Source organism: Micromonospora parva (assembly GCF_040649675.1).
Taxonomy (GTDB): domain Bacteria; phylum Actinomycetota; class Actinomycetes; order Mycobacteriales; family Micromonosporaceae; genus Micromonospora; species Micromonospora parva.
On record NZ_JBEZFX010000006.1, the window covers coordinates 44632 to 68901 of the forward strand.

The 24270-nt window shown below is 71.1% G+C and carries 13 protein-coding genes; 6 read left to right on the plus strand and 7 right to left on the minus strand.

From position 1 onward, the window contains the following. Positions 1–23: 23 nt before the first annotated feature. A complete protein-coding gene (gene pulA, locus AB0C03_RS16445; RefSeq protein ID WP_030337821.1) occupies positions 24–5519 on the plus strand; it encodes a pullulanase-type alpha-1,6-glucosidase in 5496 nt (1831 codons plus the stop codon). A 110-nt stretch (positions 5520–5629) separates the two neighbouring features. Here pulA and AB0C03_RS16450 read toward each other — a convergent pair whose 3' ends face one another. The 3 genes from AB0C03_RS16450 to AB0C03_RS16460 form a co-directional block, all read right to left on the minus strand. Next, entirely contained in the window at positions 5630–7285 is a 1656-nt protein-coding gene (locus tag AB0C03_RS16450; protein ID WP_030337820.1) for a hypothetical protein, read from the minus strand. A 291-nt stretch (positions 7286–7576) separates the two neighbouring features. Further along, positions 7577–9460, minus strand: coding sequence for a hypothetical protein (locus AB0C03_RS16455; protein ID WP_357637489.1), 1884 nt, complete (start codon positions 9458–9460; stop codon positions 7577–7579). A gap of 1172 nt (positions 9461–10632) precedes the next feature. Then, positions 10633–12114 carry an aminopeptidase P family protein gene (locus AB0C03_RS16460; protein ID WP_357637491.1) on the minus strand — a complete coding sequence of 494 codons (1482 nt, stop codon included), beginning with the start codon at positions 12112–12114 and terminating at the stop codon, positions 10633–10635. 132 nt (positions 12115–12246) lie between these two features. On the opposite strand from AB0C03_RS16460, the gene asnB reads away from it, so the two are divergent. Then, positions 12247–14208 (plus strand): asparagine synthase (glutamine-hydrolyzing), encoded by a 1962-nt coding sequence (asnB, locus tag AB0C03_RS16465; protein ID WP_036412658.1) that lies wholly within the window; start codon positions 12247–12249, stop codon positions 14206–14208. An 86-nt stretch (positions 14209–14294) separates the two neighbouring features. Here the strand turns inward: asnB and AB0C03_RS16470 are convergent, their stop codons facing one another. Next, positions 14295–15392, minus strand: a complete 1098-nt coding sequence (locus AB0C03_RS16470) for a lytic polysaccharide monooxygenase (RefSeq protein WP_030337816.1) — start codon at positions 15390–15392, stop codon at positions 14295–14297. A gap of 352 nt (positions 15393–15744) precedes the next feature. Between AB0C03_RS16470 and AB0C03_RS16475 the strand changes: the two genes are divergently transcribed. From AB0C03_RS16475 to AB0C03_RS16485, 3 genes are all read left to right on the plus strand, one after another. Continuing rightward, positions 15745–17022: an XdhC family protein gene (locus AB0C03_RS16475; protein ID WP_030337815.1), complete on the plus strand. Its 1278-nt coding sequence runs from the start codon at positions 15745–15747 to the stop codon at positions 17020–17022. A 111-nt stretch (positions 17023–17133) separates the two neighbouring features. Further along, complete coding sequence (locus AB0C03_RS16480) at positions 17134–18069, plus strand: PfkB family carbohydrate kinase (protein ID WP_030337814.1); 936 nt, start codon at positions 17134–17136, stop codon at positions 18067–18069. Positions 18070–18288: 219 nt separating this feature from the next. Next, a complete protein-coding gene (locus tag AB0C03_RS16485; RefSeq protein ID WP_357637496.1) occupies positions 18289–20115 on the plus strand; it encodes an alpha-galactosidase in 1827 nt (608 codons plus the stop codon). Positions 20116–20119: 4 nt separating this feature from the next. Here the strand turns inward: AB0C03_RS16485 and AB0C03_RS16490 are convergent, their stop codons facing one another. Both AB0C03_RS16490 and AB0C03_RS16495 read right to left on the minus strand, forming a co-directional pair. Further along, the gene (locus AB0C03_RS16490; protein WP_030337813.1) at positions 20120–20950 is read right to left on the minus strand and encodes an MBL fold metallo-hydrolase; all 831 of its coding nucleotides are present in this window, start codon (positions 20948–20950) and stop codon (positions 20120–20122) included. Beyond that, entirely contained in the window at positions 20947–21351 is a 405-nt protein-coding gene (locus AB0C03_RS16495) for a thioesterase family protein (RefSeq protein ID WP_030337812.1), read from the minus strand. Before AB0C03_RS16495 ends, AB0C03_RS16490 begins: the two co-directional genes overlap by 4 nt. Before the next feature lie 137 nt (positions 21352–21488). Here AB0C03_RS16495 and AB0C03_RS16500 point away from each other — a divergent pair, with 137 nt between their 5' ends. Next, positions 21489–22562: a phosphatase PAP2 family protein gene (locus AB0C03_RS16500; protein ID WP_245233781.1), complete on the plus strand. Its 1074-nt coding sequence runs from the start codon at positions 21489–21491 to the stop codon at positions 22560–22562. 85 nt (positions 22563–22647) lie between these two features. Here the strand turns inward: AB0C03_RS16500 and AB0C03_RS16505 are convergent, their stop codons facing one another. Continuing rightward, positions 22648–24240: a PH domain-containing protein gene (locus tag AB0C03_RS16505; protein ID WP_245233780.1), complete on the minus strand. Its 1593-nt coding sequence runs from the start codon at positions 24238–24240 to the stop codon at positions 22648–22650. Between the last annotated feature and the right edge of the window lie 30 nt (positions 24241–24270).

The following is a 24270-nucleotide window of genomic DNA, read 5'->3' on the forward strand; positions in this document are numbered from 1 at the left end:
TCAGCGACCAGAGGAAGGCGTCGATGAAACCCCCGCCGAGACCGCGTACCGCAGTGCTGGCCCTTACCTCCCTGCTCACCGTCACCCTCGCTGGCGCTCCGGTCGCCGTGCAGCCCGCCGCCGCGAGCCCTCAACCGTCCGACCGTGCCTCACTCTCGGTCGTCGGCGCGACCCAGTGGCGCGACGAACCCAGCGCCGACGCGCTGCTGAAGGCCGGCGGCAGCGCCGCCCGCGCCGAGCAGTTCTACTTCGTCCTGCCGGATCGGTTCGCCAACGGAGACCCCCGCAACGACACCGGTGGCCTCGCCGGTGATCGGCTGCGCACCGGCCTCGACCCCACCGACAAGGGCTTCTACCACGGCGGTGACCTCAAGGGCGTCATCGACAAACTGGACTACATCCAGGGGATGGGCACCACCGCCATCTGGCTCGCCCCGATCTTCAAGAACCGGCCGGTGCAGGGTGCCGGCAACGACATCTCGGCCGGCTACCACGGCTACTGGATCACCGACTTCACCCAGGTGGACCCGCACTTCGGCACCATGGAGGAGATGAAGCGCCTGGTCAGGCTCGCCCACCAGCGCGGCATCAAGGTCTACCTCGACGTGATCGTCAACCACACCGCCGACGTCATCAAGTACGCCGAGGACAAGTACGCGTACGTGGACAAGGCGACCTCGCCGTACACCGACGCGCGGGGCCGGGCGTTCGAGGACCGCAACTACGCCGACGGCAGCCGCGCGTTCCCACCGGTCGACAAGGAGTCCTTCCCGTACACGCCGACCTTCGCCGAGCCGGAGGATGCGAGCGTCAAGGTCCCGGCCTGGCTCAACGACGCCACCATGTACCACAACCGGGGTGACTCCACCTTCGCCGGAGAGAACAGCGAGTACGGCGACTTCTTCGGCCTCGACGACCTGTGGACCGAGCGTCCCGAGGTGGTCCGGGGCCTGACCAAGGCGTACGGGGACTGGATCGGCGCGACCGGCGTCGACGGGTTCCGGTTGGACACCGTGAAGCACGTCAACATGGACTTCTGGCCGCAGTTCAGCCGGGGCATCCAACGGGCCGCCGAGAAGGCCGGCAAGAAGGACTTCTTCATGTTCGGCGAGGTGTACAGCGCCGACCCGGAGATCAGCTCCAGCTACGTCCGCCAGGGTGGCCTGCCGGCCACCCTCGACTTCGCCTTCCAGGAGGCCGCGCGGGGCTTCACCGCGGGCGCCGGATCGGCCAAGGCGCTCGCCGACGTGTACGCCCGCGACGACCTGTACGCCGCCCGGGACACCGACGCGGGCCGGTTGACCACCTTCCTCGGTAACCACGACATGGGCCGGATCGGTTCGTTCATCGCCGGTGGTGGCACCGATGCGGCCAGCCACCTCCGACGCGACCAGCTCGCCCACCAGTTGATGTTCCTGACCCGTGGCCAGCCGGTGGTCTACTCCGGCGACGAACAGGGCTTCACCGGGCCGGGCGGAGACAAGGACGCCCGGCAGGACATGTTCGCGTCGAAGACCCCCGACTACCTCGACGACGACCTGCTCGGCACCGACCGCACCCACGCCAGCGACCAGTTCGACACCTCCCATCCGCTGTACCGGACCATCGCCGAGCTGGGCCAGCTGCGCCAGGCCCACCCGGCGCTGCGCGACGGCGCGCAGGTCACCCGGTACGCGGCCGACGGGCCGGGCGTCTTCGCCGCCTCCCGGATCGCCCCGGCCGACCGCACCGAGTACGTGGTGGCCGTGAACAACGCCGACACCGCGCAGACTGTCACTGTGGACACCTGGTCGGCCGGCGCCACCTTCACCGGCATCTACGGCGCCTCCGGCGACGCGCGGGCCAACGGTGACGGCGAAGTGGCCCTCACCGTGCCGCCGTTGTCGGCCGTCGTGTACCGGGCCGGCAGCCCCATCGCACCGGCCGCCGACAAGCCGACCATCACCATCACCAGCCCGATCCCGGACGCGCCGGTCGCCACCCGGGCCGCGGTCACCGCCCGGGTCACCGGTGATCCACTGGCCAGCGTCACCGTCGCGGCCCGGGTGGCCGGTGGCCGGTGGACGCTGCTGGGCAGCGCCGACCACGCCCCGTACACCGTGCAGCACGACCTGACTGGCCTGGCCGGGGGTACCCGGGTCGAGTACAAGGCGGTGGTCCGCGACGGTCGGGGCCGGACCGCCACCGCCCGGTCCACCGCAGTCGTCGGCACCCCGGAGCAGGGCGGCTCCCGGGAGTGGGCGGTGGTGCACTACCAACGCCCGGCCGGCGGGTACGACGACTGGGGGCTGTACGCCTGGGGGGACATCGACCCGGCGTACGTCACCGAGTGGCCCAAGGGGCAGCCGTTCGCCGGGGAGGACTCCTACGGCCGGTTCGCCTGGGTGAAACTCAAGCCGGGCGCGACGTCGGTGAACTTCCTGGTCGTCGACAAGGCTGGCACGAAGGACGTCGCGCAGGACCGCAGCATCGACCTCAGCCAGACCGGAGAGATCTGGCTCAAGCAGGGCGACCCGGCGATCTACCCGAGCAGGCAGGCCGCCACCGGTGAACCGGACCCGCCGGTCGAGGAGGGCACCGCCGTGCTGCACTACCGGCGGGCCGACGGCAACTACGACGGCTGGGGCCTGCACCTGTGGGACGGCGCGGCCAACCCGACCGAGTGGTCCGCCCCGCTGCGGCCGAGCGCCGTCGACGCGTTCGGGGCGGTGTTCCGGGTGCCGCTGGCCGCCGGCGCCACCGGCCTGAACTACATCATCCACAACGGCGACACCAAGGACCTGCCCGACGACCAGCGGCTCGACTTCGCCAGCGCCGGGCGGGAGGTGTGGCTGCTCGCCGCCACACCGGGCCGGCTGCTGCCGTCGGCGGCCACCACCGCCAGCGGGGACACCGACATCAGCAAGCAGAAGGCGCACTGGATCGACAGGTCCACAGTGGCGTGGCAGACACCCCCGACCGACGGCAGGACGTACGCGCTGGTCGCCGCGCCCACCGGTGGGGTCAGCGTGGTCGACGGCGAGCTGACCGGCACGTACACCAGCCTGCCGTTGCGGGCGCAGCGCAACGGGCTCACCGAGGCGCAACGCGACAGGTTCCCGCACCTGTGGTCGTACCGTAGCTTCGCCCTGGACCGGGCGGACCTGGCCAAGGTCCCGGCGGCGTTGCGCGGGCAGTTGCTGGTCACCGCGCGCGACGCCGAGGGTGCGCTGCTCGCCGCCACCGGCGTGCAGATCCCCGGCGTGCTCGACGACGTGTACTCCCGGGCGACCGACGCCACCCTCGGGCCCACCTTCGCGGGCCGGACGCCGAGCCTCGCGCTGTGGGCGCCCACCGCCCGGAGCGTGGCGTTGCAGCTGTTCGACTCGACCACCAGCGCCCCGAGGACGGTGCCGATGCGCCGCGACGACCGCACCGGCGTCTGGTCGGTGCGCGGCGATCGCTCCTGGACCGGCAAGTTCTACCGGTACGAGGTGCGGGCCTGGCAGCCGGCAGCGCAGAAAATGGTCACCGCGTCGGTCACCGACCCGTACTCGGTGGCCCTCGCCGCGGACTCCACGCACAGTCAACTCGTCGACCTCAACGACCCGGCGCTGGCCCCTCCCGGGTGGCGCACGCTGCGCAAACCGGCGCCCGTGCCGGCCGCGAAGGCGCAGATCACCGAGTTGTCCGTGCGGGACTTCTCCATCGCCGACGAGACGGTGCCGGCCGAGCGGCGGGGGACGTTCCTCGCGTTCACCGACCCGAAGACCGCCGGCATGACCCACCTGCGGGCGGTCGGCGACGCCGGTGTCACCCACCTGCACCTGCTGCCGGCGTTCGACTTCGCGACGATCCCCGAGCGGCGCGCCGACCAGCGGCAGCCCGCCTGCGACCTGGCCGCGCTGCCGCCAGACTCCGCGGAGCAGCAGAAGTGCGTGGCGGCGGTCGCCGAGACCGACGGCTACAACTGGGGGTACGACCCGCTGCACTACACCGTCCCGGAGGGCGGCTACGCCGTCGACCCGGCCGGCGCGGCGCGGACCACCGAGTTCCGGCGGATGGTCGCCGGGGTGAACGACGCCGGGCTGCGGGTGGTGATGGACGTGGTCTACAACCACACATCGGCGGCCGGCACCGACCCGAAGTCGGTGCTCGACCAGATCGTGCCCGGCTACTACCACCGGTTGTTGGACGACGGCACCGTTGCCAACTCCACCTGCTGCGCCAACACCGCCCCCGAGCACGCCATGATGGGCAAGCTGGTGGTCGACTCGCTGGTCACCTGGGCTCGGCAGTACAAGGTGGACGGCTTCCGCTTCGACCTGATGGGTCACCACCCGAAGGCCAACATCCTGGCCGTCCGGGCGGCCCTGGACCGGTTGACCGTCGCCCGGGACGGCGTGGACGGCCGGTCGATCCTGCTCTACGGCGAGGGCTGGAACTTCGGCGAGGTCGCCAACGACGCCCGTTTCGTGCAGGCCACCCAGGCCAACATGGCCGGCACCGGCATCGGCACCTTCAACGACCGGCTGCGCGACGCGGTGCGCGGCGGCGGACCGTTCGACGCCAACCCCCGGGTGCAGGGCTTCGCCTCCGGGCTCTACACCGACCCGAACGGCGACCCGGTCAACGGCTCACCGGCCGAGCAGAAGGCCCGGCTGCTGCACGCCCACGACCTGATCAAGGTGGGGCTCACCGGCAACCTGCGCGACTACCGGTTCACCGACACCGCCGGGCGGCAGGTCACCGGGGCGCAGGTCGACTACAACGGCTCCCCGGCCGGCTACACCGCGACGCCGGGGGAGGCCGTCACCTACGCCGACGCGCACGACAACGAGATCCTGTACGACGCGTTGGCGTACAAACTGCCGCAGGCCACCACGGCGGCGGACCGCTCCCGGATGCAGGTGCTGGCGCTGGGCACTGTGCTGCTGGGACAGGGCACCGGGTTCGTCACCGCCGGCACCGAGCGGCTGCGGTCGAAGTCGCTGGACCGCAACTCGTACAACTCCGGTGACTGGTTCAACCAGATCCGCTGGGGCTGTGAACGGGGCAACGGGTTCGGCGCTGGTCTGCCACCGGCGCCCGACAACGAGGACAAGTGGTCGTACGCGAAGCCGCTGCTGGCCGACCCGGCGCTGGTGCCGGACTGCGCGGCGATCAACACCACCGACGCCCGATACGCCGAGTTGCTGCGTATCCGGGCGTCGTCGCCGGTGTTCGGGCTGGCCAGCGCCGAGCAGGTGCAGCGGCGGGTCGCCTTCCCGCTGTCCGGTGCCCAGGAGACGCCGGGTGTGCTGACCATGACCCTGGACGCCCGCGGGCTGGGCGGTGCGTGGACGTCGGTGACCGTCGTCTTCAACGCCACCCCGTCGGCGGCCACCCAGACGGTGACCGGGCTGCGCGGAGCGGACGTGGCACTGCACCCGGTGCTGGTCGACTCGGCCGACCCGACGCTGCGGACCGCCTCGTTCGACCGGGCGGCCGGCACGTTCACCGTACCGGCGCGCAGCGTGGCGGTCTTCGTTCAGAAGTGACGGTGAACCGGCCCCCTTCCGCGTCTCGCGGAAGGGGGCCGGCCGGTGGTGCTGGCGCTGCGCTGTGGTCACCCGAGGGTGCTAAGTCATCGTCACCCAAGGGTGACCGATCAGGCGAAGCAGTTCTCGATGGTGCCGCCCGGGATGGCCAGGCAGTTGGTCGGACGGTTCGCGGTGATGGCGGACTTGTCGTCCACGTTCACGTCTCCGAAGAAGCTGAAGACACCGCCCGGCTCGAAGGTGGAGAAGTTGTGGGCGACCTTCGTCTTCGACAGGTTGACCTCGCCGAAGATGTTGAAGATGCCGCCGCCGACCCCGATCGGGCCGATGGCCCGGTTGCCGACGACCTCGCTGTCGCGCAGCGTGGTGACGCTCAGGGTGTTGAAGAGCCCGCCGCCGAAGAAGCCGGCGGTGTTGTCCTTGATGCTGCTCTTCTCGAACGTGACAGCGCTGCCGAAGGCGATGGCGACACCGCCACCGACACCGGCGGTGCTGTTGCGCTCCACCGAGACGTTGTGCAGGTTCAGCTGGCTGTCCGCCGCAGCGATACCGCCGCCAGCGAGGACCGCGGTGTTCGAGACGAACTTGGTCTCGTACGCCGTGGTGTTGCCCTCGATGTCGAGGTAGCCGCCGCCGAAGCCCAGCGTCTCGTTGTCGGTGATCTCGGCCTTCTTGAGCTCGACCGTTCCGCCGTTGACGTCGTCGGTGAAGATCGGCGCCGCGCCGTTGGAGATGCCGCCACCGCCGATGATGGCGGTGTTGTCCTTGATCTTCGACTCCTCGACCTTGAGCAGGCCGGCGTTGAAGACGCCGCCACCGAAGAAGAAGGCGGTGTTACGGGTGACGGTGCTGTGCCAGATCTTCGTGGTGCCGAAGTTGGCCACACCACCACCGTTGCCGCCCGACTGGTTCAGGACGACCTCGGACTCCAGGATCTCGGCGGTGCCACCCGGCTGGACCAGGATGCCGGCACCGTCGGTGGAATCCGGGTACTCGACGAGCGGCGTGACGACGCCGCCCTGAGCGGCCGGCGCGGCCTTGGCCGCGACCTTGGGTGCCGCCTTCAGGCCCGCCTTCGGGTTGGCCTGTCGGGCGGTGAGCGCCTGGTTCAGCGGAACGCCCGCCTTCACCTGAGCCGCGATCGCCTCGGAGTCCGAGTAGGACGCCCAGACGGCCGCCGGCTCGACGCTGTTGAACAGCTCGAGGGTCTGGCCACCCTTGATGGTCAGGCCCTTGATCGTGAGGTGACCACCGGCACCGACGTTCAGGATCCGGAAGTAGTCAGCGGTGGCTTCCCGAGCGATCGTGGTGTGCTCGCCCTTGAGCGTGATCCGCTCGGTGATCACCGGCAGGCCGTTGCCCTCGTAGTCGTTGCGGCTCAGGTTGTAGGTGCAGCCCTTGGCCAGCTCCAGCACACCGCCGTGCTTGTTGTTGGCGAACACGATCGCCTGAATCAGCTTGTCGGTGTCGCAGGGCACCTCCTTCCCGCGCTCGTGGTCCTTGTCGCGGCCCTTGTCGTCGCGGCCCTTGTCGTCCCGGTTCTTGTCCTCCCAGTCGCGCCCCTCGTCACCCCGCTGGTCGCCGTCCTTGCTGACCTGCGTGGTGTTCCAGTTCAAGCCGACCGCACCGGCGCTGCCCGCGACGCCCACCGCCGCGAGACTGATCACGCCCGTCAAACCGGCCACGCCACTGGCGAGCCAGAGCTTGCGGCGACGCTTGGCCGCCGCCCGCCCGGAGGCTTCGTTGTTCGTTAGGTAGTTGGACATCGGAGCTCTCTGCCCTCTCCTCGTACCAGACAGGGTCGCCGCCGTCAGACGGGCGTCCCCTGCTACAAATCGGTTGTAGCTCCCAAAACCACCGTATGAGAAGGTTCCTCGCCTCGCGGGCTTATCCGAGAGAAGCCCACATTCGGTTCATGTTGCCCCCACCGGGGTCCGGACCGACACACCACTGCCCAAGCCGGCCGAGCGCCCTGTGACCTGCCCAAATGGGTACGCCCCTCCGAACCGTCACCGGCTCGGAGGGGCGCGCCCTCTATGTGGATCAGCCCCACCCGATCAGGCGAAGCAGTCCGAAACGTTGAAGCAGTTGGTCGGACGGTTGGCAGTGACCGCGGACTTGTCGTCAAGCGTCACGGTGCCGCCGAGGCTGTTGAAGATGCCCCCCGGCGGGAGGGTGGAGAAGTTGTGCGCCACCGTCGTCCGGTGGAGCGTGACCTCGCTCCCCTCGGTGTTGAAGATGCCGCCACCGCGAGCGAACGGGCCGACCGCCCGGTTGCCCACCACCTCGCTGTCGCGCAGCGTGGTGACGCTGTCGTCGTTGTAGAGACCGGCACCGAAGAACCCTGCGGTGTTGTCCTTGATCCTGCTGTCCTCGATCGTCGCGACGCTGTCGAAAGCCACCGCCACGCCGCCACCCACGCCAGCGGTGCTGTTCTTGGCCACCGTGGCGTCCTTGAGCGTGAGCTGGCTGTCGGCCACCGCGACGCCACCACCGGCGAGAACCGCGGTGTTGTCACTGACCGTCGTCTGGTGCAACGTCGTGGTGCCCCCGACGTCCAGGACACCGCCGCCGAATCCGAGCGTCTCGTTGTCGGTGACCTCGCTCTTGTAGACCCAGACCGCGCCGCCGTCGACGTCCTCGGTGAAGATCCGCGGCGCGCCGTTGGCGATGCCACCGCCGCCGATGATCCCGGTGTTGTCCTTGATCTTCGACTCGTCGACCTGGAGGACGCCGGCGTTGAAGATGCCGCCACCGAAGAAGAAGGCGGTGTTGTGCGCGACCGTCGTCTTGCTGAGCCTGGTGTTGCCGAAGTTGGCCAACCCGCCGCCGTTGCCGCCGGCCTGGTTGTAGAGCAACTCGCTGTCCAGGATCTCCGCGCGGCCACCGGGCTGCACCAGCACCCCCGCGCCGTCGGTGAACCCAGGCTGCTCGACCAGCGGCGTCACCGCCGGCCCGGCACCCGTCGGCTTCGCCGGTGCGGCTACCGGCTTGGCGGCTGTCGCCGTGGCGGCCTTTGCTGTCGTAGCGGCCTTGGTCGGTGTCGCCTTGGCGGGTGCTGCCTTGGTGGTGGCTTTCGCGGGTGCTGCCTTGGTGGTGGCCTTCGCGGCCGGCTTGGCGACCGGCTTGGCGGCGGGTTTCGCGGCCGGTTTGGCGGCGGTGGCCGTGGGCTTCGCCGCTGCCGCCGGTGACTCGGTCCCGGGTGCGGCAGTGGCCGGCGGCTTGGCCACCGTCGAGCGGACCGCAGCCGAGTACGGCGCCCAGACCGTCGCCGGGTCGGCGGTCATCGAGGGCTGAAGGGTCTGGCCACCCCTGATGCTCAGCCCCTTGAGGGTGAGGTGGCCGCCGGCGCCGACGTTGAGGATGCGGAAGTAGTCCGCCGTGGCATCCCGTCCGATGGTGGTGTGCTCACCCTTCAGGGTGATGTGCTCGGTGATCAACGGGAGGCCGTTGCCGTCCTGGTTGCGGGTCAGGGTGTAGGTGCAGCCCTTGGCCAGCTCCAACACGCCACCGTTCTCGTTGTTGGCGAACGTGATCGCCTGGATCAGCTTGTCGGAGTCGCACGGGACCTGTTTGGCGCGGTCCTTCTCGTCGTGCTTGCCGTCCTTCCCGTCCTTGCCGTCTTTGCTGTCCTTGCCGGGGTGGTCGTCGAAGCCGCTCCAGTCGCCGCCGCTCCACTCGTCGTCCTGACCGCCATCGTCCTTGGTGCCGTTCTTGTCCGCACCGCCGTCGTCGCTGACGGTCTGCCGGTTGGTCGACGGCTGCGCGTCGGACACCTGGTCGGACTTCGGCTTGTCGTCTCGAGCGGCGACGCCGCCGAGCGCCGCCAGGCCGACCACCCCGGTCAACCCGGCCACACCGGCGACCCAGAGCGCCCGCCTTCGTCGTGTCGGCGGAGCTGTCGACGCCCCGCCGTCGGTACTCGTTACGTCGTTGGACATCAGAGCCTTCCGCCCTTTCCTACTACAGACGGGATCGCACCGCCCGAGGCGCCACGACCGGCTACAAATGGGTTGTAGCCAACTGATCCCCACCGTATGAGAACCATCTTCGCGATGCGGACGGATCCGAGATAACCACACATTGGGCGCAGGGCGGACATGGGTCATCAACCCGTCCGGGCTGGCAGAAGAAGGTCACTACCAGCACAAACGCCGACTGGCGGTGCGGCCGGTTCTGCCCCGGGGCCTAGCTCGGGCCGGCTCGGTGGGCCTCGTCCGGACCAGAGAGCCGTGGGCCTGTCGCGGGGTCGGATGTCGCGGGGCGGCCTGGTGTCGCGGGGTGGCCTGGTGTCGCGGGGTTGCCGCGGGGTCGGCCTGTCTTGGGGTGGTCTGGTGGTGCGGGGGTCTGTCGCGGGGTTGTGTGGCGCGGGGTCGGCGTGGCGCAGGGTTGGCCTGGTGCGGCGGGGTCTGTCGCGGGGTGGCCTTGTGGTGCGGGGGTCGGTCTGTCGCAGGGTGGCCTGCGGCGAGGTCGGGCCGACGGCGAGGTCGGGGGGACGGCGAGGTCGGGGCGACGGCGAGGTCGGGGCGACGGCGAGGCCGGGCCGACGGCGAGGTCGGCCGCCGCGAGGTTGAATGGCGATGATGTCGGGGGACGACGGTGTACGGCCGTCGCTGTCGCGGATGCGGCCGTCGCGGTGTGCGGATACCGAACACCGCTTGTCCCCTGCAGCGTGATCCACTCGGTTTTCCTGATAACGCGGTATCCGAGCGACGCGGATGGCACGACTTCAAGAAAACCGAGTGGATCACGGGCGGGGCTCAACCCGGCCCTCAGGCGAGGGCCAGGCGGACCAGGGGCCACGTCCACATCCTGGCGGGGTGGGGCCAGACGGGCCAGGCCCCGGCCCGTCAGTCGACGGGCCGGGGCCTGGTGGGGCCGGAGCTCCGGTGGACCAGGGGCTGGGCGGGCAGGGTCCAGGCGGGCCAAGCCCCGGCCCGTCAGTCGACGGGCCGGGGCTTGGTGGGCCGGGGCGGGGTGGGCCGGGGCCGGGTGGGCCGGGGCCGGGTGGGCCGGGGCCGGGTGGGCCAGGGCCGGGTGGGCCAGGGCCGGGCGGGCCGGGGCCGGGCGGGCCAGGGGCGGGCCTGGCCGGGCTGGCCAGGGGCGGGGCGGGTTAGCCGGGTAGGCGGGGGCCGGCTTCGCGCTGTTCGGCGAGCCAGGTTTCCACCTCGTCAGAGGTGCGGGGCAGCCCGGCCGACAGGTTCACCGCGCCGGTCGCGGTGACCAGCACGTCGTCCTCGATTCGGATGCCGACGCCGCGCAGTTCGGCGGGGACCAGCTCGTCCTCCGGCTGGAAGTACAGACCGGGCTCGACGGTGAGCACGTAACCCTCGCCCAGCGCGCCGTCGCGGTAGGTCTCCTTGCGGGCGTTGGAGCAGTCGTGCACGTCGATGCCGAGCATGTGCCCGAAGCCGTGCAGTGTCCACCGGCGGTAGACGGTCGACTTCTCGTCCATCGCCTCGTCCACGCTCACCGGCAGCAGGCCCAGGTCGGACAGCCCTTCGGCGAGCACCCGCATGCAGGTCAGGTGGACGTCCTTGAACTTCACCCCGGGGCGGATGGCCTCGATGCCGGCCTGCTGCGAGGCGTACACGATGTCGTAGACCTGGCGTTGCAGGGCGGTGAACCGCCCGTTCACCGGGAGCACCCGGGTCACGTCGGCGGTGTAGAGGTTGCGGCCCTCGACACCCATGTCCATCAGCAGCAGGTCACCCGGTCGGGTGGCGCCGTGGTTGTGCACCCAGTGCAGGATGGTGGCGTGCTCGCCGGCACCGACGATCGAGCTGTACCCGACGTCGTTGCCGTCGTGGCGGGCCCGCAGCGCGAAGACACCCTCCAGCAGCCGCTCGGAGACCGCCCGGTCGGCCGGCAGGATCCGGGCCACGTCCTCGAAGCCGCGGACGGTGGCGTCGATCGCGTCCTGGAGTTGGCCGATCTCCCACTCGTCCTTGACCAGCTTCAATTCCGAGATGGCGATCGCCAGCTCCCGGTCCCGGGCCGGTTGGCCGTCGGCGCGCGGCCCGTCATAGGGGCGGACGGCCGCGTCCACCTGGGCGTCGAAACCGCGCAACACACGGGTACGCCCCGGAGCCAGGTCGGCGAGCGTCGCCTCCAGGCCGGTCAGGTCAGCGGTGGGCAGGCCCAGCTCGGTCGACTTCTCGGCGAGGGTGTGCCGCCGGCCCACCCACAGCTCGCCGTTGCGGCTGCGGAAGAACTCGTCGGTCTCCCGGGAGGACCGGGGCCGCATGTACAGCATCGCGTCGTGCCCGGAGCCGTTGGGGCGCAGCACCAGCACGCTGTCGGCGTCGTGGTCGCCGGTCAGGTAGGCGAAGTCGCTGCCCGGCCGGAACGGGTAGTCGGTGTCGTTGGCCCGGACCTTCTCGGTGCCGGTGGGGATCACCAGCGTCTCGCCGGGGAAGGCCGCCGAGAGGGCAGCCCGCCGCTTGGCGTAGTTGGGGGTCTCCGGGCGGGGCGTCACGGGGAGCGCGGTGTCGCGCCAGCCCTGCCGCATGAAGGACAGGAACGCCTCCGGGAAGTCCGGATCGTGCGATTCCGTACCGTCCGTTGGCGTACCGTCGGTGCGTCCCTCGGTCATTGCGCCGCTCCCTCCGCTTCGTTGCTGGTCCCGACGGTACCGCGCGTCCGGTTGGCGGTAACGCCCCCCGGGAGTCGGGTGGATCGACGGACGGCTGCAAGGGCCGACAGCGCGCGTGGAAAGATGACGACCATGTGCGGACTTCTGGCCTTCTTCAGCGCGAACGGCAACGCCGCGGCGCACCGCGACCACATCGCCGGAGCGTTGGAATGCCTGCACCACCGCGGCCCCGACGAGACCGGGGTCGAGGTGGTCGGCGACGCCTCCGGCCGGTACGCGGACGGCGTGTTCGCCCACAAGCGGCTGGCCATCATCGACGTCGCGTCGAGCCACGAGCCACTGCCCTACGCGAACGGCCGTTACCTGCTGACCTTCAACGGCGAGATCTACAACTACATCGAGCTGCGCGAGGAGTTGATCAGGAACTTCGGTGCCCAGTTCGCCACCGCCGGTGACGGCGAGGTGATCGTTGCGGGCTACCACTTCTGGGGTGAGCAGGTGCTCACCCGCCTGCGGGGCATGTTCGCCTTCGTCATCTGGGACCGGCAGGAGCGCCGGGCGTTCGGTGCCCGCGACTACTTCGGCATCAAGCCGATGCACTACCTGGAGACCGCCGACGGCCTCTACCTGGCCTCGGAGAAGAAGGCGCTGCTGCCGTTCGCGCACAGCAACTACCAGGGCGACGCGGGCGTCGACACGGCCAACCTGAGCCACTACCTGACCCTGCAGTACGTCCCCGAGCCGGGCACCCTGCACAAGGGGATCAGCCGGATCGGTTCGGGGGAGTACCTGAACTGGACCCCGGGCGGGCGGATCGACGTGCGTCGGTGGTACCGGCCGGTGTTCCGGCCGGCGCCGGTGGACGACGAGCAGAAGCTCTACCACGAGATCCGGGAGACGCTGCGGGAGAGCGTGCGCATGCACATGCGCTCGGACGTGCCGGTCGGCTCGTTCCTGTCCAGCGGCATCGACTCGACGGCTGTGGTGGCGCTGGCCCGGGAGTTCAACCCGAACATCCTCACCTTCACCGTCGGCTACGACGTGCCGGGTTACTCGGAGATCGACGTCGCGCAGGACTCGGCCCGGCACCTGGACGTCACCACGATCCCCACCAAGATCGGCCCGCAGGACATGATCGACGCGCTGCCGAAGATCGTGTGGCACCTGGACGACCCGGTGGCCGACCCGGCGCTGGTGCCGCTCTACTTCGTGGCCAAGAAGGCCGCCGAGCACGTCACCGTGGTGCTCTCCGGTGAGGGCGCCGACGAGTTCTTCGGCGGCTACACGATCTACCGGGAGCCGCTGTCGCTGGGCACCGTCAACGGCCTGCCCGGCGGGGTGCAGAAGGGGCTGCGCGCGGTCTCCAGGGCGATCCCGCAGGGGGTCAAGGGCAAGAGCTTCCTGGAGCGCGGCACCACCCCGATCGAGGAGCGTTACTACGGCAACGCCCGGATGTTCACCGAGGAGGAGAAGCAGCAGTTGATGCGCCGCTACGACCCCTCGGTGCGCTACACGGATGTCACCGCCCCGATCTACGCCGAGTGCACGGAGCTGGACGACGTCACCAAGATGCAGTACGTCGACCTCTACACCTGGCTGCGCGGCGACATTCTGGTCAAGGCCGACCGGATCTCGATGTCGCACTCGCTGGAGGTGCGGGTGCCGTTCCTCGACCGCGAGGTCTTCGACGTCGCGGCGAAGATCCCGGTGGACCTGAAGCTGCCGCCGCGCTCGGACGCCACCAAGTACGCGATGCGCCAGGCGTTGCAGGGGGTCGTGCCGCCGGCCATCGTCAACCGCAAAAAGCTGGGCTTCCCGACCCCGACCCGGGTCTGGCTGCGCGGCGAGATGTACGAGTGGGCCCGGCACGTGCTCAGCACCTCGGGTGCGGGCGATCTGCTCGACCTGTCGTACGCGCTGCGGCTGCTCGACGAGCACAAGCGGGAGGAGGCCGACCACTCCCGCAAGGTGTGGACGGTGCTGATCTTCTGCATCTGGCACGCGATCTTCGTGGCCAAGACGCTCGACCCGGGTATCCAGCGCAACCAGTCCGCGCTGCTCACGAAGCCGGTGGTCGGTTCCATGGTCCGCTGACCCACGCCCCACCCTGTTGATCAAGAGGTTTGCGTCACCGGAAGCACTCCGGGTGACGCAAACCTCTTGATCATTTCAGGTGGTGGTCAGCGGCCGGCGCACGTGACAGTGGGAAGTCCGTTCGTTCCTGTGCTGCTGGCCAGGAAGCCGAACGTCGTGCTGCCCTCCGGTGCGACGGTGCCGTTGTAGGCGACGTTTGTCGCTGTCACCGTTGAACCGGACGACGTCTGGGTGGCACCCCAGATCTGACTGATCGATTGCCCGTTGGGCCAGGTCCAGTTCGCGGTCCAACCGGAGAACGGCGTGCTGCCGTGGTTCATGATCGTGACCTCGCCCTGGAAGCCGCCCTGCCAGGAGCTGCTCACCTTGTAGGCCGCCATGCATGCACCGCCGGACGGCGGCGGGGTGGTCGGGTCGGTCGGCGGATCCGTCGGGTCGGTCGGCGGATCGGTGGGGTCGGTCGGCGGGTCGGTCGGCGTACCACCCGGACCCACGCCGGTGACCTGGCCGCTGCCGCCGTCGAAGGTCACGTCGGAGCAGCCGAAGAAGTTCTCCTGCGAGTCCGAGCGGACCCAACGGGAGTAGATGATGTGCCGGCCACTCTTACCCGACGGCAGGTTGCCGCTGAAGTAGTAGTGCCCGTCGTTGCTGCCGACGCTGCCGCGCTGCGGCGGGTTGGTCACCGTGAGGAACGGCTGCTCCAGGTCACTCCAGGCCAGCGCCCGGGTCGGGCTCCAGCTGTCCTTCGTGACGTAGAAGTAGAACGTGCCCGGGTGGTGCGCCCAGTTGCTGTACTTGAAGTCCAACCGCGCCCCGGCGGTCAGGTGGGTCAGCGGCCAGTCGGTGCGGGGCAGGTCGTAGCCGCGGAAACCGGAGTTGCCGCCGCTGCACAGTTGCCCGTCCGGGATGAAGCCGGTGGTCCGGCCACCCGCGTCGGAGCGCAGCACGCTGAACCAGTTGTAGAGCGAGTTCGCCCCGCTCTGCGCCACCGCGGCGGCGCACGCGGGGTTGTTCGGCCTGATCTCACCGGTCTGGCTGCGGCCGTCCTGCCAGCACAGGTACGTGCGGCTGCCCGGCGTCATCGCCGCGCCGTGCGCGGTGGCCGGACCGGACGCCACGGCGACAGCGCCCAGCGCGAGGGTCACGGCCGCGGTGAGTAACGCGGCCGTACGGGAACGATTCACGGGTTCTCCTGACTCGCGAGGCGCGCTGCCTGAGCCGCCTCGCCGCAATCGGGTGGGATGTGGCCTGATCGCCCCGCTGTCGTGAGCGGTGCGACGATCACAGCGACGTGCCCCGGCGGAATCGGCCGGTGGACGTGCGCCGTCGACGGTCCTGTCCTGGACCGGTGCCCTCGCGTCTAACCAACCCGGCAACCGGCGGCGCCGCAGCCCTCGCACCGCCCGGTACGCGTCATCCCACCATGCCGTACCGGGCGGGCGCAATAGGCATTGCTCGATGCAGGAGAAGACCCGCCGGTCGCCGTTGAACGCCATATCCTGCCTACGGGGAGCGGGAACGGAGAGGCGGCCGCCGGTGCCGAACGTGTTCGACGAGGTGCACCGCCGGTGCCGCGACGGCGAGCCGGTCGCGCTGGCCACCGTCGTGGCCACCTGGCAATCCGCCCCGCAGCCACCCGGCGCCGCCATGGTGGTCACGACCGACGGCACCGTCGTCGGCAGCGTCTCCGGCGGCTGCGTCGAGGCGGATCTCTACGAACGGGCCCGCCGGGTGCTCGACACCGGCCAACCCGAGCTGCGCCGCTACGGGATCAGCGACGATGACGCCTACGCCGTGGGCCTGACCTGCGGCGGCATCCTCGACGTGTTCGTCGAGCGTGTCGACGCGAGCGCCCTGCCGGCGCTGGACGCGGTCGCCGCCGCCCGCCGCGACGGCCACCCGGCGGCAGTCGTCACCTGCGTCGCCGCCGACGCCCACCACCCACCGACCGCCGACGCCACCTGCGTCGCCGCCGACGCCGGGAGCCGACCGGTCGATGACGCCACCAACACACCGGCCGCCGACGCCGGCCGCCGACCGGCCGACGCCCATGATTCGCCGGCCGCCGCTGACCCCGCCGGGGCGAGCGACCCGGCCCGGCGGCTCGGCCGGCGGCTGGTGCTGACCGGCCAGCGCCGCGTCGGCTCGCTCGGCGACGACCGGCTCGACGACGCCGCCAGCGCCGACACCCTCGGGCTGCTCGCCGCGGGGCGCAGCGGGATGCTCCGGTACGGATACCACGGGCAGCGCCGAGGCAACGGCGTCAGTCTCTTCGTGACCACGTACGCCACGCCGCCCCGGATGATCGTCTTCGGGGCGATCGACTTCGCTGCCGCGGTGGCCCGGATCGGCGCGTTCCTCGGCTACCGGGTCACTGTCTGCGACGCCCGGCGGGTCTTCGCCACCGCGCGACGTCTTCCCGGGGCGGACGAGGTGGTGGTGCAGTGGCCGCACCGCTACCTGGCTACCGAGGTGGCGGCCGGTCGACTCGACGAGCGCACTGTGGTGTGCGTGTTGACCCACGACCCGAAGTTCGACGTGCCGTTGCTGGAGTTGGCGCTGCGCCAGCCGCTGGCGTACGTCGGCGCGATGGGCTCACGGCGCACCCACGACGAGCGGCACAAGCTGCTGACCGAGGCGGGGCTCAGCCCGCAGCAGCTGTCCCGGATCGCCTCACCGATCGGGTTGGACCTCGGTGGTCGTACCCCTGAGGAGACCGCGGTGAGTGTGGCCGCGCAGATCGTCGCGGCCCGGTGGGGCGGCACCGGCCGCCCTCTCGCCGCGCTCGACGGGCCGATCCACCGGTCGGGGTAGCGCGCCCGTCGGTGCCGGGCCTTCGGCGCCCATCGGGGCGCGCGCTGTGCCAGCCTGGTGCCACGGCGATCGGTTCGGCGAGCGGCGGCCGGCGACGACGAGAGGAACGGCATGGGATACGCGGTGGTGCTCGGCGAAGCGCTCGTCGACCTGCTCGACAGCGAGGTGGACGGGGAGCGGGTCTACCGGCAGGCCATCGGCGGTGGGCCGCTCAACGTCGCGGTCGGGGTGGCCCGACTCGGCGGCGCGGCACAGTTCGTCGGCTCGCTCGGTGATGACGCGCTGGGCGGCCGGATCCGCGCGTTCCTCACCGCGGCCGACGTCGGGGTGGCCGGTGCGATCACGGTGCCCGCGCCGACCACGCTGGCGGTCGTCACGTATGCCGGGCCGGAACCGGATTTCCGTTTCTACGGCGAACCGGCCTCCTACGGACTGCTCGGCCCCGACGATCTGGAGCTGGCGCTGCTGGAGGGTGCCGACGTGCTCTACTGCGGCTCGATAGTGCTGCTCCAACCCGGCACGCTGGCCGCTGCCCGACGTGCCTGGTCGCTCGCCACGGGCCTGCGGGTCTTCGACCCGAACGTCCGTCCCCGGCTGCTGACCGGGCCGGGCGCGCTGGAAGGGTTACGCGAGGTGGTGGCGGAGTTCGCGGCCGGCGCGCACCTGGTCAAGCTGAGCGCTGCCGACGCCGTCCTGCTCTATCCCGGTGAGCCGGTGGAGGGGGTGGCGGCGTACCTGCGCGAGCTGGGGGCGGCCACGGTGGTGGTGACGCTCGGCGCGGCGGGTGCGGTACTGGCAGCCGCCAACGCTGACCCGGTCCGAGTTCCGGCTCCCAAGGTCACCGCGATCGACGCCACCGGCGCGGGCGACTCGGTGATGGCCGCGCTCATCGCCGATCTGCTCGTCAACGGCGAACCGGAGAACCCGTCGGGCTGGGTCGACCGGGTGGCCTTCGCCCTGCGGGTGGCCGGCCTGGTCTGTGAGTCCCCGGGCGGTGCCACCGCCATGCCCACCCGCGCCGCCGTCCAAAACCGCTTCAACCCCTGACCTCACCCCCCCCCCCCCGCGCGCCCCCGCGCCCCCGCCCTCACTCCGCCGATCTTGCACTTTCGGTTGGCGATTGGGCAGCTTTGCCCATGTTTGGCGCCGCAGAAAGTGCAAGATCGGCGCGGGATGGCGGGTGGGGGCGTGGGTTGACCTCGGGGATTTGTGAACGTTAACATCGATGATGCACGATGGAAACGTGCTGTTCTCGGGGAGGCTCTGATGCGGGTGGTCCTGGTTCCTCTGGCGTTCCGCCGCGTCGCGGCCCTGCTGGTCGTGCTTCTCGTTGCCGCCGGAGTGGTCGCCGCCGACCCACCCGAGCGGGCGGTCGCGTGGGACAACGGGGTGGCCGACACCCCGCCGATGGGGTGGAACAGCTACGACTCGTTCAACTGGAGCGTCACCGAGGCTGACGTCAGGGCCAACGCCGACTACATGGCCACCAACCTGCGGCAGTTCGGCTGGGAGTACGTGGTGATCGACTGGGCCTGGTACTACCCCGGTCGGCACAACAACAGCCCCAACCAGGACGCGAACCTGCAACCCCGGCTCCGGATGGACGCCAACGGGCGGCTGCTGCCGGACACCACCCGGTTCCCCTCCGCCGCCGGTGACAACGGGTTCAAACCGCTGGCCGACTACGTCCACCAGAAGGGGCTGAAGTTCGGCGTCCACCTGATGCGTGGCATTCCCCGCCAGGCGGTTGCCGACAATGTTCCGGTCCTCGGCACCACCTGCCGCGCCAACCAGGTCAACAACAGCACCACCGCGGCCTGGCTCAACCTGATGTGGGGCCTGAACATGGCCAACCAGTGCGCGCAGACCTACCTCGACTCGATGTTCCAGCTGCTGGCCTCTTGGGGCGTCGACTACGTGAAGGTGGACGACATCGCCGCCCCGACCTACCGGCAGTCGGAGGTCGAGGGGTACCGCCTGGCCATCCAGCGCAGCGGCCGGCCGATGGTGCTGAGCCTGTCACCCGGCCCGACCTCGCTGGCCAGCGGCGCACACGTCCAGGCCAACGCGCACATGTGGCGGATCGTCAACGACCTGTGGGACAACTGGTCGTCGGTGGACGCGCTCTTCGACCAACTGCGCAACTGGACCCCGTACCGCGCCACCGGCGCCTGGCCCGACGCCGACATGATCCCGATCGGCCGGCTCTCCAAGTACGGGCCGGTGGGGTCGCCGCGATACTCCAACCTGACCTCCGACGAGCAGCGCACCCTGATGTCGCTCTGGGCGATCAACCGTGCGCCGCTGATGTGGGGCGGCAACCTGGTCGAGAACCGCGCCGCGGAGCTGGCGTTGATGACCAACGCCGCGGTCATCGGGGTCAACCAGAACAGCACTAACAACCGCCAGCTCTACGGCGGCAGCCAGCAGGTGTGGGCCGCCGACGTGCCGGGCAGCAACCATCGCTACGTCGCCCTCTTCAACCGCAACAGCAGCGCGGCACAGGTGTCGGTGAACCTCGCCGACCTCGGGATCGGGTCGGCCGCCGTGACCGACCTGTGGTCCGGCGCGGCACTCGGCACGGTGACCGGCACCCTCACCCGGTCGCTCCCGGCCCACGGGTCCGGGCTGTACCGGCTGGCCCCGGACACCACGGTGCCGGTACCCACCGCGTACACCGTCACCGCGCGGCACAGCGGCAAGCTGCTGGACGTGTACAACAACGCGACCACCGACGGCGCCGACGTGGTGCAGTGGGCCGCGAACGGTCAACCCAACCAGCGGTGGCGGTTCCAGGATGCGGGTGGGGGTTACCAGACGGTGATCAGTGTGCACAGCGGCAAGTGCCTCGACGTGTACGGCGGCGCGACCGCGACCGCCGACGGGGTCCGCGTGATCCAGTGGAGCTGCAACGGCGGCACCAACCAGCAGTGGCGCGTACAGGATGTCGGCTCGGGGTACGTGCAGCTCGTCGCCCGGCACAGCGGCAAGTGCCTGGAGGTGCTCAACGCCGCCACCACCGACGGTGCCCGCCTCGCCCAGTGGACCTGCGGCACCGGCACCCACCAGCAGTGGCGCCGTACGTCGGTGTAGGCGGTCAGGCCGTGCCGGTCAGTTCGAGGTAGCCACGGTGGGCGGCGACCAGGGCGGGGCGGGCGCCGAACGGGGCCTCGGCGGCCACCCGCTCCGGCGGGGCGCTGCCGGTGTGCGCGGCCCGGATCAGCCAGGCCAGCTTCGCCAGCTCCGCGTGCTGGGCCCGGACGAAGTCGACGTCCACCGGGTCGCCGTGGCCCGGGACCACCACGGTGCGCGCGGTGGTCAGCCGCAGCAGGTCCGCGACCGCGTCCGGCCACTGCAGGGGGTACGAGTCCTCGAAGGCGGGCGGGCCGCTCTGCTCCACCAGGTCCCCGGCGACCAGCACGTCGGCGTCCGGCACGTGCACCACCAGGTCGGCCTCGGTGTGCCCCCGCCCCGGGTGTCGCAGCAGCACCCGTCGGCCGCCCAGGTCGAGGACCGTCTCGACGTGCACGGTGTGCGTCGGGGCGAGCAGCGGGGTGTCGGCCAGCTCCGCGGCGAGCGTGGGATGCTGCGTGCGCAACTCCTCGTACGCCTCCCGGCGCAGCCGCTCCGGCTCCTCGCGCAGGGCGGCGGCGGCCAGCTCGTGCGCGTACACCGGGCGGGGTGGGTCGCCGGCCAGTACCGCGTTGCCGAAGCAGTGGTCGTAGTGGTGATGGGTGTTGACCAGCGTCAACGGACGGTCAGTGACCGCCCGGACGGCCCCGGCCAGCTCGGTGGCCTGGGCGGCCGACGAGAGCGTGTCGACCACCAGCGCCTCGTCGTCGCCGACGACCAGTGTGACGTTGACCCGCAGCAGCGGCTCAGCCAGCACGTACACCCGGTCGGCGACCTCGGCGAAGCCGGCGTTCACGACGCCCGCCCGGCGCGCTCGACGAAACGTGCCCGGTCGACGAGGATCCGTTCCACCCGACCCCGGGCCACCGTCTGGTCCCCGTCGCTGACCGTGACCTCGAACGACAACCGGCGGCCGTCGACGGCCGCCAGCAGCGCCTGCGCACGGACCGTCCGGCCGACCACCGTCGGCGCCAGGTGCTCCAACTCGATCCGGGTGCCCACCGTCGTCGAACCGGACGGCATCCCGGTCGCCGTCGCCGCGACGGTGGCCGCCTCGGCCAGCGCCAGCACCCGGGGAGTGCCCAGCACCGGTACGTCCCCGGAACCGACCGCCTGGGCGGTGTCCGCGTCGGTGACCGTCAACTCGACCTGGGCGGTCAGACCCGGCGCGAGGGCCGGCTCGGGCTGCTCCTGCATGGCGTCAGCCTAGGTGCTCACCGGGCCCGCCGAGCAAGCGGCCGGGGATCCGGAACCGCCCGCCCGCCCACCTGTGCACGACCCCGCCGGGTGGTCCCCGTCGGTCGATGCCGGCCCCGTCGTTAACCTTGACCCCGATGGCCGTCGTGACTGACCCCCAGCCCCCCGCCCGGACCGACCCGCCCGCGTCCCCGGACGGGGGTCGTCGGCGCATCGTCGCCATGACCGTCTGGGCGGTCGCCTTCGTCGCCGCGTGGCTGGCCATCGGCCTGCCCACCGACCCGGCGTACGCCTTCGTCTGGATCTGGGCCGCGACCATCGCCTGGAACAGCGAACGGCCCTGGCGCAGTCACCTGCGCTTCGCCCGGGACTGGGTGCCGGTGGTGCTGCTGTTCGTGGTGTACAACCTCTCGCGCGGGTTCGCCGACAACGGGGCGACGCCGCACGCGATGGAGCTGATCGTCGCCGACCGGTTCATGTTCGGCTGGGCCACCGGCGGTGAGGTGCCCACCGTCTGGTTGCAGCAGCACCTCTACCACCCGCAGGTGCACTGGTGGGACGTCGCGGCGAGCTGGGTGTACTTCTCCCACTTCGTGGTGGCGCTGGCCGCCGCCGCGGTGCTCTGGATACGCGACCGGCACCGCTGGGCGGCGTACATGCGGCGCTGGGGTTTCCTCTGCGCGGCCGGCCTGGTCACCTACTTCGTCTACCCGGCCGCCCCGCCCTGGTGGGCGGCGCAGAACGGCCTGCTCACCGAGGTCGCCCGGATCTCGACCCGGGGTTGGAAGGCGTTCGGCATGCACGGCGCCGGCAACGTCCTCAACGCCGGCCAGATCGCCTCCAACCCGGTCGCCGCGATGCCCTCGCTGCACACCGCGTGGGCGCTGTTCGTGGTGCTGTTCTTCCTGACCGCCACCCGTCGTCGCTGGTGGCCGCTGCTGCTCGCGTACCCGCTGGCGATGACCTTCACCCTGGTCTACTCGGGTGAGCACTATGTGATCGACGTGCTGGTCGGCTGGGCGTACGTGGGGATGACCTTCCTGGTGGTCGGTCTGGCGGAGCGCGGCTGGGCGGCGTGGCGCACCCGCCACCCGAGCGCCAAGTCGGACCAGGCCAAGGAACCCCCACCGACCCCGACCAACCAGCCGGAACCCCCCACCCCCCGCGAACCAGACCCCGCCACCCCCACCTCAGTCCCCGCCGACCACTAACCACCCCCCCGGCCCCCGGCTTCCGGGCCGGTTGATCATGAAGTTGTTGCCCTCCAGCACGGCCTGTCGGGCAATAACCTCATGATCAACGAGGTGAGGGGTGGGGGTGGGTGCGGGCTTGGTGGGCTCTGGTGGTCAGGTCGGCGGCCAGGGCCCAGGCCTCGGCCAGGTCGCGGTCCTGTGCGGTGGCACCGGAGCCGCCAGCGGTGTCCGCGTGGACGGAGGCCAGGCCCAGACGGCGTTGGATGGGCCCCTGGACCACCCGCACGCTCTGGATCCGGGCGTACGGCACGATCACCAGTTGTCGGGTGAGCAGCCCGGACCGGGTGGCGAACACCCGCTCGAACAGGCCCGCGCCGAACGCGGTACGGCCCAGCGGGTGCAGCCAACGGGTTCGCGGTGGTGGTGGGCTCAACGGGAGCGCGTCGAGGCGTACCCCGGGAAGCACCTCGGCGACGATCATCGTCGCCGTCGGCAGGTCGCCGACCGGCAGCAGCCGGTCGGGCCGGTTGCGGTCGTCGGCCTCCGCGACGGAGTAACCGGCCACCTCCAGCCGCAGCCGCAGCCAGCCCTTCACCCGCCACAGCAGCGGCCAGGTGGCCCGCACGGTCTGCACCCGCTCCAGCGGCACGGTCTGCGCGCGCGTCTCCAGCAGGCCGTTGTGCACCCGCAGCGTGCCGCGGTCGCGGGCCAGCCGGAAGTTCCAGTCGTCGAGCACCCGGCGGATCGGTTGCAGCAGGACACCCGCCATCGCGGTCAGGGTGCTCGCTACCGCGACGAACGACCATGAGCCGGCGGTGAGGAACTGCACCACGACGAACGCCACACCGAACGGGAGCAGGAACGCCTGCGGGGTGAGCAGTTGGCTGATCAGCAGGTTCTGGTTGCGTACCGCGTGCAGTGGCCGGCCCGGCGCGGCCGGCGGCGGCGCCGGCGCACCCGGGGTGACCGGGGTCGCCGCGTCGCCGGGCGTGGGCGGCTGCGCCACCCGCCCGGCCAGCGCCAGCAGGCGCTCGCGCAGCACTGTCGCGTCGGCCACCCCGAGGTACGCCAGTGGCGCCTCGGTCTTGCCGCCGCCGACCACCTCCAGACGCAGCTCGGCCAGGCCGGTGAGCTGCGCGAGCAGGGGCCGGACCACCTCCACGGCCTGCAACCGTTCCAACGGGATGGCCCGGGTACGCCGCCAGAGCAGCCCTTCGTACACCCGAAGCTCCCGGCCCACGACGTGGTAGCCGGTGTTGTACCAGCTGATCACCGACAGCACCGTCGCGCCGAGCGCCAGCACCGCCACCGTGACGGCGAACCAGCCGAAGCCCACCCGGGACAGCGTCGACCAGGACAACCCGGCGATCACCACGACCAGGGACTTGGCGCCGTGCAGCACCGGGCTGAGCGGATGCAGCCGCTGCCGGGGCTCGCCGACGCCGCCGCCCGGTGGTGCCGACCACGGCGCGGGCACCCCCGGCGGCACCGGCCCGGACGACGTCGCACCGGCGAACGGCGGGCCACCGGGTCCGCCAGCGAACGGCGCGCCACCAGGTGTGTCAGCGAACGGCGCGCCGCCGGGTCTCTCAGCGAACGGCGGGCCCTCGGGTGCCGTGCCGGTGGGCACCACCGGTCCCGGGGGCGTCGGGCCGGTGGGTGGCACGGTGCTCGGCTCGGCGGGTCCGTCGCTCATCGGCGCGGCCCTCGACGCGTTCGGCGGTTG